Consider the following 15,570-nt stretch of genomic DNA (forward strand, 5'->3'; position numbering starts at 1 on the left):
AGATGAGTACACCGTGTAACCTCAATCGGCGCTCACTATTACAGGGCGCTCTTCTTGGACTCTTTTCGGTTTCTGGAATTTCAGCTTGCGGTTTTCGTTTGCGCGGTTCGGTCACTATTCCTTATAAATCCATTTTGATTTCAGGGCGGCCATCACCCCAACTCCGCTATGACCTTGAGCGCATTATTGCGACTGGAACGAATGCAAAAGTGGTTGCCTCGGGTAAGGATGCCGATTTAATTCTGGATATTGTGAGCGAAGACAGTACCCGGCAGATTTTGACCTACACCGCTACAGGTCAGATTTCAGCGTATCGACTCAATAATCGGGTGGTATTCCGTGCCTTTGATAATACGGGCGCCGAAGTGATTGCTGAATCCGATATTTATGTGATTCGGGATCTGGATTTCACAACAGCTACAGTATTGGCATCCGATATTCAGCAACAGCAATTTTTAGAGAGTATGCGCTCTGATTTGGCGCTGCAAATTTTGCGTCGCATTGCTACCCTGGGACGGGTGAGCAAATAAATTGCTGACTTGATCGACCTCGATGATCAAAAGTGATGCCTTTCAGATTCATGTGGCTGGTCTAGCTAAAGGCTCACAAAGCTTAAATTCCTTGTATGTTTTTTCCGGGGATGAGCCACTACTGATGATGGAGGCCGTGGACAGCCTGCGGGCATTTGCCAAAACTCAGGGATTTACTGAGCGCGATGTGATGGTTCAAGACCGCTACTTTGACTGGCCAGCTTTGTTGAGTGTTGGGCAAACGATGTCGTTATTTGGCGATAAGCGCTTTGTTGAACTGCGCATGCCAACTGGTAAGCCCGGCCGTGAAGGAGCAGAGGTATTAAAGCAGTTTGCAAATGGATTGGGATCAGCCAGTTCAGGTCTTGATGTGATTGTATGTATACAGCTCCCGCGCCTTGATCTGAAAACAAAAAGTTCGGCTTGGTTTATGGCCCTTGATGAGGCTGGGATGGCGGTGCAAATTGATTCGATCGAGCGAAGTCAATTGCCCCAATGGATTGCTAAGCGAATGTCACTGCAGTCCCAATCGGTTGAGCCTGGGGAAGCGGGGCAACGTAGTTTGCAGTGGATGGCTGATCAAGTCGAGGGTAATTTGATTGCCGCGCATCAAGAGATCCAGAAACTGGCGCTTTTATATCCCAACGGGGTCATTACGGATGAGCAAATCCGTGCCGCGGTTCTCAAGGTTGCTCGCTATGATCTATTTGAGCTAATTGAAGCACTGCTTTCTGGCGATGCGGCACGTTTGAATCGAATGGTGGATGGCTTGCAGGGCGAGGGTGAGCCTTTACCACTGATTCTGTGGGGTATTAGCGATGAGCTAAGAACGCTTAATCGGGCCCAGGCTGCGCTTGCGGCTGGAGAGAGTTTGCCAACCATCATGCGTAATTATCGAATTTGGGGAAAGCGCGAGAAGCTCTATCCCACGGCTCTTAAGCGCATTCAACCCAAGAAACTAAAGCAAGCGTTATTGCTTGCAGCTAATTTAGATAAACAAGCCAAGGGTCTCTGGGTTCGGGATCTTCCAGCCAACCCTTGGGATGGCCTGCGACTTGTTGGGAGTTTATTGCGTTAGAGTATCAACTATGGCAAACGAGATGAACCCAACGATTGAGCAAATGATGTTGACCATTGGTCAGCAAGCGCGTCTCGCCTCAAGAGCGATGGCTAGGGCTACTTCTCAACAAAAGAACCAGGCACTAAGCAATATTGCGAAGGCGATCCGTAAAGATGTGGCAAAGATTTTGACTGCCAATATGCGCGATGTGGAGCGCGCTAAGGCCAGTGGTCATGATGCCGCCTTTGTGGATCGCTTAACCATGACCGAGAAATCGATTGAGACCATGGCCTTGGGACTCGAGCAAATTGTTGGTTTGGTCGATCCAATTGGTCAAATCACTCCGTTTAAACAGCAACCCTCCGGTATTTTGATCGGACAGATGCGCGTGCCACTTGGTGTGATCGGCATCATTTATGAGTCACGTCCGAATGTGACGATTGATGCAGCAGCGCTTTGCCTTAAGTCAGGAAATGCCGTAATTTTGCGAGGCGGCTCCGAGGCGATTGACTCTAATACATTCTTAGCTGGATTAATTCAGGAAGGTTTGGCCTCCGCTCAACTACCAGCCAATGCTGTGCAGGTTGTACAAACAACTGATCGGGCTGCCGTTGGAATGATGATCACCATGACCGAATACATTGATGTGATCGTGCCACGCGGTGGCAAGAGTTTGATCGCGCGGCTGATACAAGATGGCCGGGTACCCATGATCAAACACCTGGATGGAATTTGCCATACTTTTGTTGATGATGCCGCAGATATTGAGTTAGCGATCAAGGTGTGTGATAACGCCAAGACTCAGCGCTATGCCCCTTGCAATACGATGGAGACGCTGCTTGTTCATGCCAAGATCGCACCTCAGGTTTTGCCTAAGCTTTGCCGAATTTATCAAGACAAGGGCGTGGAACTGCGTGTTGACCCCAAGACCCGTTCACTCCTGGAATCGAAGCAGTTTTCGAATCTCGTGGATGCAACCGAAGAGGATTGGCGTACCGAGTACCTAGCTCCAATTTTGTCGATCAAGATTGTTGAAAACCTTGATGAAGCCATCGATCACATTGAGCTTTATGGAAGTAAACACACGGACGCCATCATTACTCAAAATCAAGAACATGCCAATCGCTTCTTGCGAGAAGTCGATAGTGCGAGTGTGATGGTCAATACCAGCACGCGGTTTGCGGATGGCTTTGAGTATGGCTTAGGTGCCGAGATTGGGATCTCCAACGATAAGTTACATGCGCGTGGTCCCGTTGGCCTTGAGGGGCTCACTTCGCTGAAGTACGTGGTTATGGGCCACGGTGAAGTTCGTCAGTAATGTTGATAAAGAGATTTTATGTTTGATGGTTACCTTTGGGCCAAAACCCTTCATATTGTCTTAATTGCTTCTTGGTTTGCAGGACTTTTTTATTTACCCCGTATCTTTGTTAATCTGGCGCAAGAGACCAATGATGTGGCCTATGAGCGCTTAATTGGGATGGCGCAGCGACTCTATCGTTTTATGACCATCCTGATGATGCCAGCAGTCGCTTTGGGGCTCATTCTATGGCTGTATTACGGCGTAGGGCACGGCTCGATCTGGATGCATGTGAAGGTATTATTAGTGCTAATTGTGATTGGCTACCATTTGCAATGTAAACGGCTCCTCAAGCAATTTGTTCAAAAGCAAAATACAAAAAGCCATGTGTGGTACCGCTGGTTTAATGAGGCTCCAGTTTTACTCATGCTAGTGGTCACTGCCCTTGTGGTAATCAAGCCCAACTGATCGCCATTGTGAAATTTTTTATTGTTTGTCCTGGCGGGCTTGAAGCAGTTTTAGTGCAGGAACTCGAGGAGCTTATTACTCGGCCTGAGATAAAAGCATTGGGTCGATCATCGGTTGAACCGGCTCCTTCAAGTCTAACCGGGGGAATGGGGGTTGAGGGACCGCTAGCCTTAGCAATGGCAGTGAATCTGCATTCACGGATTGCCAGTCGTGTCTTACTGAAGATGACCGATGAACCCTATAAATCTGAGGATGATCTTTATCGCCAAGCAAAAGCGATTGGGTGGGAAGATTGGTTTTCCTCTAATCAAACCCTTCGGGTCGATATTACGGCACAGCGATCGCCATTGAAGAGTTTGAACTTTACCACTTTGCGAATTAAAGATGCGATTGTTGATCGCCTGCGTGAGCAAACGGGCGAGCGCCCTAATATTGATACCGTAAATCCTGATGTTCGGATTCAGGTTCATTTGACGCAACAACACGCCACCATCTATTTGGATACCTCCGGTGAGCCTTTGTTCAAACGCGGTTGGCGGGAGGAAAAGGGTGAAGCTCCCTTAAAAGAGAATCTCGCTGCTGGGATTTTGCGGTTAACTAACTGGCAAGCCTCGATGCCGCTTTATGATCCCATGTGCGGAAGCGGTACCTTTTTGATTGAGGCCGCTCAAGTCGCATTGCATATTCCAGCGGGGGCGCTACGAGCTCGCATACTAGACTCATCAAATCAAAACTTCACCCCATCGTGGAAACAATCGGTTATACAAACAGGTTTTGGCTTTTTACGACTCAAACCCTTTTTGAGTACCTTAGAGAAAAAGAACTGGCAGACACTTTGTGATGCTGCGAAGACAGAAATGCATCAGCATCAGAATGACCCCATTGCAATTAGTGGCAGTGATATCAACGAGAAAATGATTACCATGTGTAAAGCCAATTGGCAACGCGCGCAGTTACTTGGGTTGCCCACGGTTCGACAATTGGATGCAATCGCGATTAGGCCTAACGTTGATTTAATCGAAGGGCAAAAGGGGGTGATGGTTTTTAATCCACCCTATGGAGAGCGCTTGGCAATGAAGGGTGGTGATTCTGATCGACCCTATTCTTTTGGCGATAGCAAAGCAACTTCGATGCAAAAACGGCGTACGAGCCGAGAGCCTTTAGTCAAAGAGCCGATTGACCCTAAGTTCGCAACCCTTTTAGATCAGTTTAGTAAACAACTCAAAGATCATTTTGCGGGCTGGGAGATCTTTGTTTTAACGGCAGATATGGGTTTGCCGGGGCATTTGCGCATGAAAGAATCAAAGCGCACCCCATTATTTAACGGCCCCTTGGAATGCAGACTTTTTAAGTTTGAGATTCGAGGGCGGAGCGATATCCAGAAATCGTAAAATAGAACTTCAATCTAAGAGAAATAACAAATGGAATATAAAACCTATATGTGCTTGATCTGCGGCTGGATTTACGATGAAGCCAAGGGTTGTCCGGATGATGGCATTGCGCCTGGAACCTTGTGGAAAGATGTTCCCATGAACTGGTCGTGTCCGGAGTGTGGTGCGCGCAAAGATGATTTTGAGATGTGCGTGATCTAATCATCTAGATCTTCTTCATTAATACTATGAGTCAAAACGAACAATTATTTTCACGAGCCCAAAAAACCATTCCGGGTGGCGTGAACTCCCCTGTGCGGGCATTTCGGCAAGTGGGCGGTACCCCCCGATTTATTACTCGTGCGCTGGGCCCTTATTTTTGGGATGCCGACGGTAAGCGCTATGTTGATCTCATCATGTCTTGGGGTCCAATGATTGTTGGGCATGCGAATCCTGAGGTAGTAGAAGCAGTTCAGCGCGCAGCGACTCAGAGTTTTAGTTACGGGGCTCCCACTGCAGGGGAGATTGACCTTGCTGAGCGCATTTGCGAGTTGATGCCAGCTATTGAGCAAATTCGTTTGGTCTCAAGTGGTACTGAAGCGACTATGAGCGCTCTGCGCTTAGCCCGCGGTTATACCAATCGTGATTTGATTATTAAGTTTGAAGGCTGTTACCATGGCCATGCAGATAGTTTGTTAGTGAAAGCCGGCTCTGGTTTATTGACCTTTGCCGATTCCACGAAGAATGCTCCCTCATCGGGCGGGGTGCCTCAAGATTTAGTGAAGCACACCTTAGTGCTTCCCTATAACGATGTTGGCGCCTTGGAAGAAGCTTTTAAGCGCCATGGTGATCAGGTCGCCGCTTTAATTTTGGAACCGATTGCAGGCAACATGAACCTAATTCGTGCGACCCCTGAGTTCGTCAAGGCAGTTCGTTCGCTCACCCAGCAATATGGTGCTGTATTGATTTACGACGAGGTAATGACAGGATTTCGGGTGGCCCTGGGCGGCACCCAATCCTTGCATGGCATTAAGCCTGATTTAACCTGCCTTGGGAAGGTCATGGGTGGCGGTATGCCCATGGCAGCTTTTGGCGGCAAGCGCGAGATCATGGCAAAACTTGCCCCCTTGGGTAATGTCTATCAAGCGGGTACCTTATCCGGTAACCCCGTTGCAGTAGCTGCGGGAGCGAAGACCTTGGAGATCATCTCGCGCCCTGGATTTTTTGAGTGCCTGACCGAGCAAACCAAAAAATTGATAGCAGGATTACAGCAAGAGGCCGATCGAGCCAAGATCCCATTCTCGGTCGACAGTGTTGGTGGTATGTTTGGGTTCTATTTTTCGCAAACAGTGCCAACTTCATATGAAGCAGTTACAAAAACTGATATTGAAGCCTTCAAACGCTTCTTTCATGCAATGTTAGAAGAAGGTGTTTACCTGGCTCCTTCTGCCTATGAGGCTGGATTTACATCGATTGCGCACGATAATGCTGTGGTCGATGAGATCATTCGCGCCGCTCAAAAATCATTTCAGAAGATTTAATGCGCTCACATCCTTAGCGGATGATCGTAACCCGCCACACTAATGGCCTTGATTACAAGCGATTGGCGATCCCCGACCAAACCTTTTGGGTTCATAGTTTCTAAATGATCGAGGTCGATTGCGGTTAATGTGCCACCCCATACGCAACCGGTGTCAATTCCAATGACGCCTTGATGATTGAGTAAGCCAAGTGTTGACCAGTGACCAAAGACGATCGGAATCGATTTTGTTTTACGATTAGGAGTCTCAAACCATGGGATATAGCCAGCGGGGCCGCTTTCAAGCCCTTCTTTGCTCTTAAACTCCATTTCGCCCTCTGGAGTGCAAAACCGAATGCGAGTTAGGGTATTGGTGATTAAACGTAAACGATCAAAGCCATTCAGTGTTGGATCCCAGTAGTTGGGAGTATTGCCATACATCTGGGCTAAGAAATCGCGATACTTTTTATGGCGTAAAGCAGTTTCAACTTCATGGGCTAACGACAGTGTGCGTTTTAGGCTCCATTGCGGTAGAACGCCAGCATGCACCAGCAAGACCTTACCGTTGCTTAGTGCCATGGGCCGGTATCTTAGCCAATCGATGAGCTCGCGACGATCAGGGGCTGCCAAAATATCATCAATCGTATCGAGCGGTTTGGTATCGCGAAGCCCTGCATCGCACGCCAATAAATTGAGATCATGGTTCCCTAAAAGGCATTCGGCAACCCCATCTTCTTGAAGTTGCTTTAAGCGCCGCAAGGCTCCCAATGAATCTGGACCACGATTGACGAGATCCCCCAAGAAAATTAATTTAGAACCTTGGGGGAGTTTCCTGATGAGTTGATTAAGGGGCCTTAAGCAGCCTTGTACATCACCAATCGCGAAAACGCGTGTCATCTTAAGCCACTTTTTTCACAACGTTGTAGCGAATCAAGGTCGCCTTACGGGCTTCATCATGATCGACGATGGGGCGTGGGTAGTCCTTACCTAAAACAATACCTGCTGCCTCAAGTTCAAGCTGGCCCGCAAGCCAGGGCGCATGAATTGACTTATTAGATAGCTTTTCAAGAGCAGGAATGTAGCGGCGGATAAATTTACCATCGCTATCAAAGCGCTCAGACTGGGTGATGGGGTTAAAGATACGGAAGTAGGGCTGGGCATCGCATCCAGAAGAGGATGCCCATTGCCAGCCACCATTGTTGGAGGCAAACTCAAAATCGTTCAGATGCTCCGCAAAGTACTGCTCACCCCAGCGCCAATCAATACCCAAGTCTTTACATAAGAAACTAGCCACGACCATGCGCAAGCGATTGTGCATATAGCCTGACTGATTGAGTTGATGCATGGCTGCATCGACTAGAGGGTAGCCAGTTTGACCATCGCACCAGGCTTTAAATAGTTTTTGTGCCTTTGCTCCTTGCTCCCAAACAATCTTGTCATAGTCGGGCTTAAATGATTGGCCACCGGCAAGGCGAGGGTGATTGGCCAAAATCATGAAATAGAAGTCACGCCAAATCAGTTCACTCAGCCAAGTGCTTGCACCAAGGCTACCTGTAAGCATCCGACGATGAGCCTCGCGAACCAAGCCTCGGATTGATAGAAGACCAAAGCGTAAGTATGTAGAGAGGTAGCTGACGCCTTTAGTTGCTGGAAAGTCCCGACCGATGTTGTATTGATCAATGCGTTTAAGAAAGTCACTTAAAAAGAGTTCGGCACCTCGCTGACCCGGTGGAAGGTATTTTTCAATACCGGTTGTTCTAAATCCCATCGACTCGAGCGAGGGGATGCCAGTATCGATGGCCTTGGGCATAGGGGCATATCGACCTCGCAAGCTGGGATGTGAATCGCAGATGAAGGGCTCAAGATTGGAGGGATTTAGTTTCTTAAGCCACGCATTCTTATATGGGGTGAAGACCGAGAATACCGTTTCGGAATTCGTTAAAACTTCGGTCTTCTCAAAAATAACCTGGTCTTTAAAATGTTGGAACTGAATCCCATCGTTTTCAAGCTTTTGCGCAATAGTCTCATCACGCAAAATTGCTAGGGGCTCATAGTCATGATTCGTAAATACTGCTTGTACACCAAGTTGTTTAGCTAAGGTGGGGATCAGTTCGGTCGGGTCACCATGACGGGCAATGATTCCGCTTCCCACGGCTCTTAGTGTTTTATCAAGGTCTTGAATTGTCTGCCAAATGAAATCTACCCTGCGATCAAAACCCTGGCCTTTAGAGAGTAGAGGGTTAAGAATCGAGGTGTCAAAGATAAAACAGACCCAGACCTGTTGATGCTGTTTTAGAGCACGATGAAGAGCCGCCTGATCATAAAGGCGCAAATCACGTCGAAGCCATACCAATGCACTTGTCATAGACTCTATCTTATTCGGGAATGCGATTTTGATTATGATGCCCTCATGGATAGCCTATTTTTTATTACCTCGAAAATTGTTCAATTCGTAATTGAGCCTTTAAACCTGATTTTCTTGGCTACCCTTCTAGCATGGTTCTTTCTTACCATTCGTAAGCCTGCGCTCACCAATCGCCTTTTAGCGCTTGCAGTCATTGGATTCCTAGCAGTCGGTTACCTGCCTATTCCAGAGGCATTAACCCGTGTTCTGGAAGACGCCGTTCCCAAACCATCGATTCAGAATCTCAATCCCGACCAATTTGCTGGAATCATTATTTTGGGTGGGGCTATAGGGGGTGAAGATGTTGCAGTTGACCGTGGTGAGGTATCTCTTAAATCAGCGGCTGAGCGTGTCACGAAGGGGTTAGAGTTGATTCGTAAATATCCTGATAAGCCATTTATCTTTAGTGGCTTTTCAGGAAGAGTAAATCCAAGGGGTATGTCAGAGGCCGATGCCTTTAAACAATTGATCCAAGAGCAGGGGCTTTCTAGTACTACCAGTAATACAGCCCACTTCGAGAACCAGTCGCGCAATACCTATGAAAATGCGATCTATTCCAAAAAGATCATGGATACGATTTATGAACAATCCCCAGATCAGCAATCAAAACCCTGGTTATTAGTAACGTCAGCCAGTCACATGTATCGATCGACTAAGATCTTTGAAAAGCAAGGAATCCCGATAATTGCTGTCCCGGTGGATTACCAAACAGCGAATACTTTGCAATGGCGTGAGTTTAATTTGACGGAGGGCCCATTTCTGTGGAATAAGCTATTGCATGAATATATTGGAATTGCAGCCTATCAATTGACTGGAAAAATATCACTTTTCTGAATTCTTGAGGCTTGCTAGAATGGGTTATGAATCAAGCCAACACCTTTTCTTCATCGAGTTCCTTTGCTAATCAGTTCTTGTTAGCCATGCCGGGAATGCTGGACGAAAATTTCTCAGGTTCCTTAGTGTATCTTTTGGAGCATAGCGATAAAGGTGCCATGGGATTAGTGGTCAATCGCCCAACCGATATAGTGCTCTCAACCCTGTTTGAGAAAATTGAGCTTAAGCTCGAGATTGCGCCTTTACTTGATGAGCCGGTTTATTTTGGTGGTCCCGTTCAGGTTGAACGAGGCTTTGTTCTGCATCCGACTGATCTTGCTGAAAAGTATTCATCCTCATTAATCATTGCAGACGGTCTCACCATGACCACATCGAAAGATGTCCTTGAGGCAGTAGCCAATGGCTCTGGACCCGAGAAGTTTCTGATGACTCTAGGCTATGCTGGTTGGGGTGCGGGACAGCTCGAAGAGGAGATTTCACTGAATGGTTGGATTAATATCGCCATCCCAAATGATCAAATGAAAACGATTATTTTTGATACGCCATATACCGATCGTTATCAAAAGGCAATGCAGGTTTTAGGTTTTGATCTGGCAAGTCTTTCTGGAGAAGCGGGGCATGCCTAACGAAGATTCAAATCCTATAACGATTGTTCTGGGGTTTGATTACGGCACGAAGCGGATTGGGGTTGCGGTTGGTAATTCGCTGACAGGAAGCGCTCAAGTAATGAGTGTCATTCATAATACAAATTCTGAGCAAACGCTTCAAAAAATTAAAGAGTTAATTAGTGAGTGGCAACCAAATTGCCTAGTGGTTGGCCTTCCAGTGTATCCAGATGGCGCAGAACATGCGATGACTAAACGCTCACGCTCGTTTGGACAAGAGCTCACTAAGCAGTTTGGTAAGCCTGTTCACTTTGTGGATGAGCGCTATTCCTCAGTATTGCTTGAGCAAGACGCCCAATACCAAGGGTTTGTCGATTCTCATGCAGCCGGATTACTTTTAGAGCAGTTCTTTCGTGAGCGCAGTTAAAATTGGAGTACTCACTAATTTAAGCGAAAATAGCTCTCATGAATGCTGAAGCCCTCTATCAAGACCTACTCAGGCACCTGAAAGAGGGTTTATTTTCGAAAGCCTCGACCACTACGGTTTACTTGGCTGGCTTGGCAATTGGCGGGGCTTGGATTGCAAAGCGCTTGGCAAAAGATCTTAATCTTCCTCAGTATGGGGTGATTAATGTTTCCTTTCATCGTGATGACTACGCCGAGAAGGGGGTTCGAGCGCTTGAGAGTGCCAATAGTATGCCGACCGAACTGAAATTTGATGTAAATAATGCCCATATCGTTTTGATTGATGATGTGCTGTTTACAGGACGAACGGTACGAGCCGCACTCAATGAATTGTTTGACTTTGGCCGACCTGCTCAGGTATCTTTGATGGTCTTGGCTGACCGTGGTGAGCGTGAATTACCAATTTCAGCTGATTTTGTTGCGCAGGTGGTTGCTTTACCTCACTCACAAATCTTAGTTTTAGAGCAAGATGTGAATGCGCACTTTCATTTTCAGATTGAGGAGCGACTCAATTGACGCTGAAGTCTCAACCGTATCCGATGACCAATCAATTGAACCGAAATGGCAAGCTGACCCATCTGTTGACTTTAGAGGGGATGCCAAAAGAGCAAATTCTCTATATCCTTGATACCGCAAAGCAGTTTGTCAGCGTTACCTCGCCCAATCGAGAAGTAAAAAAAGTACCTTTACTTCGGGGCAAGAGCGTCTTTAATCTGTTCTTTGAGAACTCCACTCGAACACGAACGACTTTTGAGATTGCTGCCAATCGTCTCTCAGCTGACATTATTAATCTAGATATTCCAACTTCATCGACCTCAAAAGGCGAGAGTTTGATGGATACGATTGATAATTTGATTGCGATGCAGGCAGATATTTTTGTGGTACGCCATAACATATCAAAAGCCCCTATTGAAATCGCCAATCATGTCCCAGAGCATGTACATGTGATTAATGCTGGAGATGGAAGTCATCAGCATCCAACTCAGGGTCTGCTTGACGCCTATACGATGCGACACTTTAAGCAGGATTTTTCGAAACTGAAAGTAGCCATCATTGGAGATATTCTGCACAGTCGCGTGGCCAAATCGAATATTCATGCTTTAACGACCTTGGGTTGCCATGACATTCGTGCGATTGGACCAGAGAGTTTATTGCCAAGTGATTTAGCGAAGGACTTAAGTGCCCTAGGCGTGAAGATCTTCCATAAAGTGGAAGACGGCATTAAGGATGCGGATGTTGTCATGACCTTGAGAATCCAAAAGGAGCGAATGGATCAAGGTCAGGTACCAGAGGGTGCGGCGTTCTTCTCTCAATTTGGTCTTAATGCCGAACGTCTAGCACTGGCCAAGCCGGATGCAATCGTGATGCATCCGGGCCCCATGAACCGTGGAGTTGAGATTGATTCCGCCATTGCCGATGGAAAGCAATCAGTGATCTTGAACCAAGTTACTTTTGGGATCGCTATCCGAATGGCAGTGATGTCGATTGTTGCAGGAAATTAAAAATGATCCTAGTTACTGGTGGAGCCGGCTTTATTGGAAGTAATTTTGTTATCCATGCAATTAAGTATGGCCGACACAAAATCATCAATCTAGATAAATTGACATATGCTGGAAACTTAGAGACATTAAGATCAATTTCTGGGCATGAAAATTATTTATTTGTTCATGGTGATATAGGAGATGAAAAACTTGTTTCCTCGTTATTAGAAAAACATCGCCCATATGCAATTATTAATTTTGCAGCAGAAAGCCATGTTGATCGATCAATTCATGGCCCTCGTGATTTTATTCAGACAAATATTGTTGGAACATTTAATTTGCTTGAATCCGTTAGGGGCTATTATCAATCATTGGATACACACGAGAAAATGCAATTTCGATTTTTGCATGTGTCAACGGATGAGGTCTACGGTACCTTAGAAAAAAATGATCCACCCTTTTCAGAATCTAATCCTTACGAACCAAATAGTCCCTATGCCGCCTCAAAAGCTGCATCTGATCATTTAGTAAGGGCATGGCATCATACATACGGAATTCCTGTATTAACTACGAATTGTTCAAACAACTATGGCCCTTATCAATTCCCAGAAAAATTAATTCCCCTCATCATTCATAACGCACTCAACCATAAGCCATTGCCAATTTATGGTGATGGTTTGCAAGTAAGGGACTGGTTATATGTAGAGGATCATTGTGAGGCAATAGAGACTGTTTTACTTAATGGAAAGATTGGCGAGACTTACAATATTGGTGGAAATAATGAAAAAACAAATTTGTTCGTTGTTGAAACCATTTGCCAAATACTTGACAGGTTAATGCCAAGGCAAGATCAAAAAAGTTATGCCGAACTTATTACGTTTGTAAAAGATCGATTAGGGCATGATCGACGTTATGCAATTAATGCAAAAAAAATATCATTGGAACTTGGTTGGAAGCCAAAAGAAACGTTTGAAACGGGAATCGAAAAAACAATTCGCTGGTATTTGGAAAATTCCGTGTGGGTGAATAGTATCCTGTCAGGTTCGTATCGGGAATGGGTTGCAAAACAATATGGCCACTAATTTCAAATGACTATATTGATTTTTGGCAAAGATGGTCAGTTAGGTCGTGCTTTTCAAAAATGCCTAAGAGATAACAAGAACGTAATTTTCCTTGGCAGAAATGAATGCGATATTTCAAATGAGAAATCAATAACTCAGTACTTATCTCTTTACAAGCCCGAAGTATTAATTAATGCAGCGGCATTTACGGCAGTGGATTTAGCAGAAAGTTCCGAGGCAATTGCTTATGCTGTTAATAGTCAGGCACCTGGGTTTATGGCTCGATATTGCGCCAAACATGGAAAGCAATTTATTCATTTTTCAACCGATTATGTTTTTGATGGGATTAAAAAAGAGCCATACATTGAAACTGATTCGTGTAATCCCTTGAATATCTATGGCAAATCAAAGCTTTCTGGCGAACTAAAAATTAAAGAAAACTTTTGTCAGGATCCTCAGAGGATGATTATGGATCAATCGATGGCATGCTTCATCATTTTAAGAAGTACATGGATTTACGGAGATGGCGCAAATTTTATTCGATCTATCATTCGCTTAGCAAAAGAGCGTGAAACCTTGAATGTGGTTTCTGATCAATATGGAGTTCCAGTTAGTGCTGATTGGCTCGCAAATCTTACGCTTGAGATAATAAATTCACAAATTAAAAACTCTGGAATTTATCATGCAGTACCCTCGGGAAAAACAAGTTGGTACGGTGTTGCTCAGTATATTCTTGAATGTTGTAACGATTTTAAAATTAATATTAAATTGCAAGTAGAAGATTTGCACCCAATCCCGGCGAAAGAGTATCCATCACCCACTATTCGACCAATGAATTCCGTATTATCAAGTGAGTTACTGTCTTCCATTTATCCAGCCAATAGGAAATTTTTAAATGAAGATTGGAAGATTGGCGTTAGAAAATATATACAAAATCTTAGGGATGCGGAAAAAATTTGATCATGAATGGTGGCAGATCATCCATTAGTATTTAATGAATATTGAGGATTAATAATGAGTATTTATCGTAAAGGAATTGTCTTAGCAGGGGGGGCAGGCACAAGGCTTTATCCGGTAACGCAAGCAGTTTCAAAACAATTAATGCCTGTCTATGATAAGCCAATGATCTACTATCCACTGACCACATTAATGCTTGCGGGAATACGAGAAATTTTAATTATTTCGACACCAAATGATACGCCGCAGTTCCAAGAGCTTTTGGGTGATGGATCGCAATGGGGCGTCCATTTTGAATACACCATTCAGCCATCACCTGATGGATTAGCTCAAGCATTCGTGTTGGGTAAAAATTTTATTAATCAACATCCATCCGCACTTGTTTTGGGGGATAATATTTTTTATGGGCACGAACTTGTGAATCAGTTAAATATTGCTAATCAACGAGATATTGGCGCTACTGTATTTGCATATCATGTGACCGATCCAGAGAGATACGGAGTTGTTGAATTTGATCATCGCCAACATGCGGTATCAATAGAAGAAAAACCTCAAAAGCCTAAAAGTAATTTTGCAGTCACTGGCTTATATTTTTATGATAATCAGGTTTGTGATATTGCTGCCGGAATCCGTCCAAGCGTAAGGGGCGAGCTTGAAATCACGGACATAAATCGTGCCTATTTAGCTAAAAATAATTTACATGTTGAACTTATGGGAAGAGGGTATGCCTGGTTAGATACTGGTACGCACGATTCATTGCTTGAGGCATCTGGATTTATTGCTACTCTACAAAAACGTCAAGGACTAATGGTGGCCTGCCCTGAAGAAATTGCATACCGGAGTGGTTGGATTAATTCAGCTCAGATCGAGAAATCAATTAATACACTCGGTAAAAGTAGTTATGGTCAATATCTAAAAAAATTCTTGATTGAGCAACATTCTCTATGAATTCCTCGGAAAAGTTAACGATTGAGAAAACCCCTCTAAACGATTTGTTGATATTAAAGCCAAAAATTTTTGGTGATGAGCGTGGTTGGTTTTTTGAATCCTTCAATGCAAATGAATTTGCTGCGCTAACTGGTCAGCGTGAGAATTTCGTACAAGATAACCATTCAATGTCAAAAATGGGAATTTTACGTGGCCTTCATTATCAAACAAAACATGTTCAGGCCAAATTAGTACGCGTAGTGAATGGTGTGGTGTTTGATGTAGCTGTTGATTTACGAAAAGAGTCTTCCAGCTTCGGAAAATGGTTTGGAATTCACTTAAGTGCCGAGAATAAATTGCAATTATGGATTCCCAAAGGTTTCGCGCATGGATTTTTAGTGCTAAGTGAATATGCAGAATTTCTCTACAAAACCACAGATTATTATGATCCTCAAAGCGAAGTAAGCCTTCGGTGGAATGATCCAACTATTGGCATTCAGTGGCCTTTAGGAGCTATTCAAAATAATCCAATTCTTAGTTCAAAAGACTCCGCAGGTTTATTTTGGGATCAAATCCCCAAGTTTTGACATTA

18 protein-coding genes are annotated in these 15,570 nt (G+C 44.8%); 16 read left to right on the plus strand and 2 right to left on the minus strand.

Translation table 11 applies throughout. The features are described from left to right. Nucleotides 1-2: 2 nt before the first annotated feature. From QUE65_RS01195 to hemL, 7 genes are read left to right on the plus strand one after another with little or no spacing between them, the layout of a single operon-like run. Nucleotides 3-530 (plus strand): LPS-assembly lipoprotein LptE, encoded by a 528-nt coding sequence (locus tag QUE65_RS01195; RefSeq protein ID WP_286281313.1) that lies wholly within the window; start codon nucleotides 3-5, stop codon nucleotides 528-530. A gap of 22 nt (nucleotides 531-552) precedes the next feature. Further along, the gene (gene holA, locus QUE65_RS01200; protein ID WP_286281314.1) at nucleotides 553-1,608 is read left to right on the plus strand and encodes a DNA polymerase III subunit delta; all 1,056 of its coding nucleotides are present in this window, start codon (nucleotides 553-555) and stop codon (nucleotides 1,606-1,608) included. A 10-nt stretch (nucleotides 1,609-1,618) separates the two neighbouring features. Then, nucleotides 1,619-2,908, plus strand: coding sequence for a glutamate-5-semialdehyde dehydrogenase (locus QUE65_RS01205; RefSeq protein ID WP_286281315.1), 1,290 nt, complete (start codon nucleotides 1,619-1,621; stop codon nucleotides 2,906-2,908). An 18-nt stretch (nucleotides 2,909-2,926) separates the two neighbouring features. Further along, on the plus strand, nucleotides 2,927-3,355 hold the full coding sequence (locus tag QUE65_RS01210; protein ID WP_286281316.1) for a CopD family protein: 429 nt from the start codon (nucleotides 2,927-2,929) through the stop codon (nucleotides 3,353-3,355). 8 nt (nucleotides 3,356-3,363) lie between these two features. Further along, nucleotides 3,364-4,746 (plus strand): THUMP domain-containing class I SAM-dependent RNA methyltransferase, encoded by a 1,383-nt coding sequence (locus QUE65_RS01215; protein WP_286281318.1) that lies wholly within the window; start codon nucleotides 3,364-3,366, stop codon nucleotides 4,744-4,746. 30 nt (nucleotides 4,747-4,776) lie between these two features. Continuing rightward, on the plus strand, nucleotides 4,777-4,947 hold the full coding sequence (locus QUE65_RS01220) for a rubredoxin (protein WP_108507762.1): 171 nt from the start codon (nucleotides 4,777-4,779) through the stop codon (nucleotides 4,945-4,947). Nucleotides 4,948-4,973: 26 nt separating this feature from the next. Continuing rightward, nucleotides 4,974-6,266, plus strand: a complete 1,293-nt coding sequence (gene hemL, locus QUE65_RS01225; RefSeq protein WP_286281319.1) for a glutamate-1-semialdehyde 2,1-aminomutase — start codon at nucleotides 4,974-4,976, stop codon at nucleotides 6,264-6,266. Between the two features lie 5 nt (nucleotides 6,267-6,271). On the opposite strand, the gene QUE65_RS01230 is transcribed toward hemL, so the two are convergent. Together QUE65_RS01230 and QUE65_RS01235 are read right to left on the minus strand one after the other, a co-directional pair. Next, on the minus strand, nucleotides 6,272-7,141 hold the full coding sequence (locus QUE65_RS01230) for a symmetrical bis(5'-nucleosyl)-tetraphosphatase (RefSeq protein WP_286281320.1): 870 nt from the start codon (nucleotides 7,139-7,141) through the stop codon (nucleotides 6,272-6,274). 1 nt (nucleotide 7,142) lies between these two features. Further along, nucleotides 7,143-8,609, minus strand: a complete 1,467-nt coding sequence (locus tag QUE65_RS01235) for a cryptochrome/photolyase family protein (protein WP_286281321.1) — start codon at nucleotides 8,607-8,609, stop codon at nucleotides 7,143-7,145. A gap of 45 nt (nucleotides 8,610-8,654) precedes the next feature. Here QUE65_RS01235 and QUE65_RS01240 point away from each other — a divergent pair, with 45 nt between their 5' ends. Genes QUE65_RS01240 through rfbC form a run of 9 tightly spaced genes read left to right on the plus strand, consistent with a single transcriptional unit; the run spans nucleotide 8,655 to nucleotide 15,565 of the window. Beyond that, the gene (locus tag QUE65_RS01240; RefSeq protein ID WP_286281322.1) at nucleotides 8,655-9,482 is read left to right on the plus strand and encodes a YdcF family protein; all 828 of its coding nucleotides are present in this window, start codon (nucleotides 8,655-8,657) and stop codon (nucleotides 9,480-9,482) included. 26 nt (nucleotides 9,483-9,508) lie between these two features. Beyond that, complete coding sequence (locus tag QUE65_RS01245) at nucleotides 9,509-10,108, plus strand: YqgE/AlgH family protein (protein ID WP_286281324.1); 600 nt, start codon at nucleotides 9,509-9,511, stop codon at nucleotides 10,106-10,108. Further along, nucleotides 10,101-10,514, plus strand: coding sequence for a Holliday junction resolvase RuvX (gene ruvX, locus QUE65_RS01250; RefSeq protein ID WP_286281326.1), 414 nt, complete (start codon nucleotides 10,101-10,103; stop codon nucleotides 10,512-10,514). Before QUE65_RS01245 ends, ruvX begins: the two co-directional genes overlap by 8 nt. 38 nt (nucleotides 10,515-10,552) lie before the next feature. After that, complete coding sequence (gene pyrR, locus QUE65_RS01255) at nucleotides 10,553-11,068, plus strand: bifunctional pyr operon transcriptional regulator/uracil phosphoribosyltransferase PyrR (RefSeq protein ID WP_286281328.1); 516 nt, start codon at nucleotides 10,553-10,555, stop codon at nucleotides 11,066-11,068. Between the two features lie 23 nt (nucleotides 11,069-11,091). After that, entirely contained in the window at nucleotides 11,092-12,054 is a 963-nt protein-coding gene (locus QUE65_RS01260; protein ID WP_286282375.1) for an aspartate carbamoyltransferase catalytic subunit, read from the plus strand. Between the two features lie 2 nt (nucleotides 12,055-12,056). Continuing rightward, nucleotides 12,057-13,115: a dTDP-glucose 4,6-dehydratase gene (rfbB, locus tag QUE65_RS01265; protein ID WP_286281330.1), complete on the plus strand. Its 1,059-nt coding sequence runs from the start codon at nucleotides 12,057-12,059 to the stop codon at nucleotides 13,113-13,115. 6 nt (nucleotides 13,116-13,121) lie between these two features. Next, nucleotides 13,122-14,054 carry a dTDP-4-dehydrorhamnose reductase gene (gene rfbD, locus QUE65_RS01270; protein ID WP_286281332.1) on the plus strand — a complete coding sequence of 311 codons (933 nt, stop codon included), beginning with the start codon at nucleotides 13,122-13,124 and terminating at the stop codon, nucleotides 14,052-14,054. A 60-nt stretch (nucleotides 14,055-14,114) separates the two neighbouring features. Beyond that, entirely contained in the window at nucleotides 14,115-14,999 is an 885-nt protein-coding gene (gene rfbA, locus QUE65_RS01275; RefSeq protein WP_286282376.1) for a glucose-1-phosphate thymidylyltransferase RfbA, read from the plus strand. Further along, complete coding sequence (rfbC, locus tag QUE65_RS01280; protein ID WP_286281333.1) at nucleotides 14,996-15,565, plus strand: dTDP-4-dehydrorhamnose 3,5-epimerase; 570 nt, start codon at nucleotides 14,996-14,998, stop codon at nucleotides 15,563-15,565. Before rfbA ends, rfbC begins: the two co-directional genes overlap by 4 nt. The last annotated feature ends 5 nt before the right edge of the window (nucleotides 15,566-15,570 follow it).

This window comes from Polynucleobacter sp. HIN8, from assembly GCF_030297615.1.
Taxonomy (GTDB): Bacteria; Pseudomonadota; Gammaproteobacteria; order Burkholderiales; family Burkholderiaceae; genus Polynucleobacter.

Bases quoted from the DNA above. Each gene is read 5' to 3' on its own strand.
- QUE65_RS01195 (WP_286281313.1), top strand. From the start codon at position 3: ATGAGTACACCGTGTAACCTCAATCGGCGCTCACTATTACAGGGCGCT.
- holA (WP_286281314.1), top strand. From the start codon at position 553: ATGATCAAAAGTGATGCCTTTCAGATTCATGTGGCTGGTCTAGCTAAA.
- QUE65_RS01205 (WP_286281315.1), top strand. From the start codon at position 1,619: ATGGCAAACGAGATGAACCCAACGATTGAGCAAATGATGTTGACCATT.
- QUE65_RS01210 (WP_286281316.1), top strand. From the start codon at position 2,927: ATGTTTGATGGTTACCTTTGGGCCAAAACCCTTCATATTGTCTTAATT.
- QUE65_RS01220 (WP_108507762.1), top strand. From the start codon at position 4,777: ATGGAATATAAAACCTATATGTGCTTGATCTGCGGCTGGATTTACGAT.
- hemL (WP_286281319.1), top strand. From the start codon at position 4,974: ATGAGTCAAAACGAACAATTATTTTCACGAGCCCAAAAAACCATTCCG.
- QUE65_RS01230 (WP_286281320.1), bottom strand. From the start codon at position 7,141: ATGACACGCGTTTTCGCGATTGGTGATGTACAAGGCTGCTTAAGGCCC.
- QUE65_RS01235 (WP_286281321.1), bottom strand. From the start codon at position 8,609: ATGACAAGTGCATTGGTATGGCTTCGACGTGATTTGCGCCTTTATGAT.
- QUE65_RS01240 (WP_286281322.1), top strand. From the start codon at position 8,655: ATGGATAGCCTATTTTTTATTACCTCGAAAATTGTTCAATTCGTAATT.
- QUE65_RS01245 (WP_286281324.1), top strand. From the start codon at position 9,509: ATGAATCAAGCCAACACCTTTTCTTCATCGAGTTCCTTTGCTAATCAG.
- ruvX (WP_286281326.1), top strand. From the start codon at position 10,101: ATGCCTAACGAAGATTCAAATCCTATAACGATTGTTCTGGGGTTTGAT.
- pyrR (WP_286281328.1), top strand. From the start codon at position 10,553: ATGAATGCTGAAGCCCTCTATCAAGACCTACTCAGGCACCTGAAAGAG.
- QUE65_RS01260 (WP_286282375.1), top strand. From the start codon at position 11,092: ATGACCAATCAATTGAACCGAAATGGCAAGCTGACCCATCTGTTGACT.
- rfbB (WP_286281330.1), top strand. From the start codon at position 12,057: ATGATCCTAGTTACTGGTGGAGCCGGCTTTATTGGAAGTAATTTTGTT.
- rfbD (WP_286281332.1), top strand. From the start codon at position 13,122: ATGACTATATTGATTTTTGGCAAAGATGGTCAGTTAGGTCGTGCTTTT.
- rfbC (WP_286281333.1), top strand. From the start codon at position 14,996: ATGAATTCCTCGGAAAAGTTAACGATTGAGAAAACCCCTCTAAACGAT.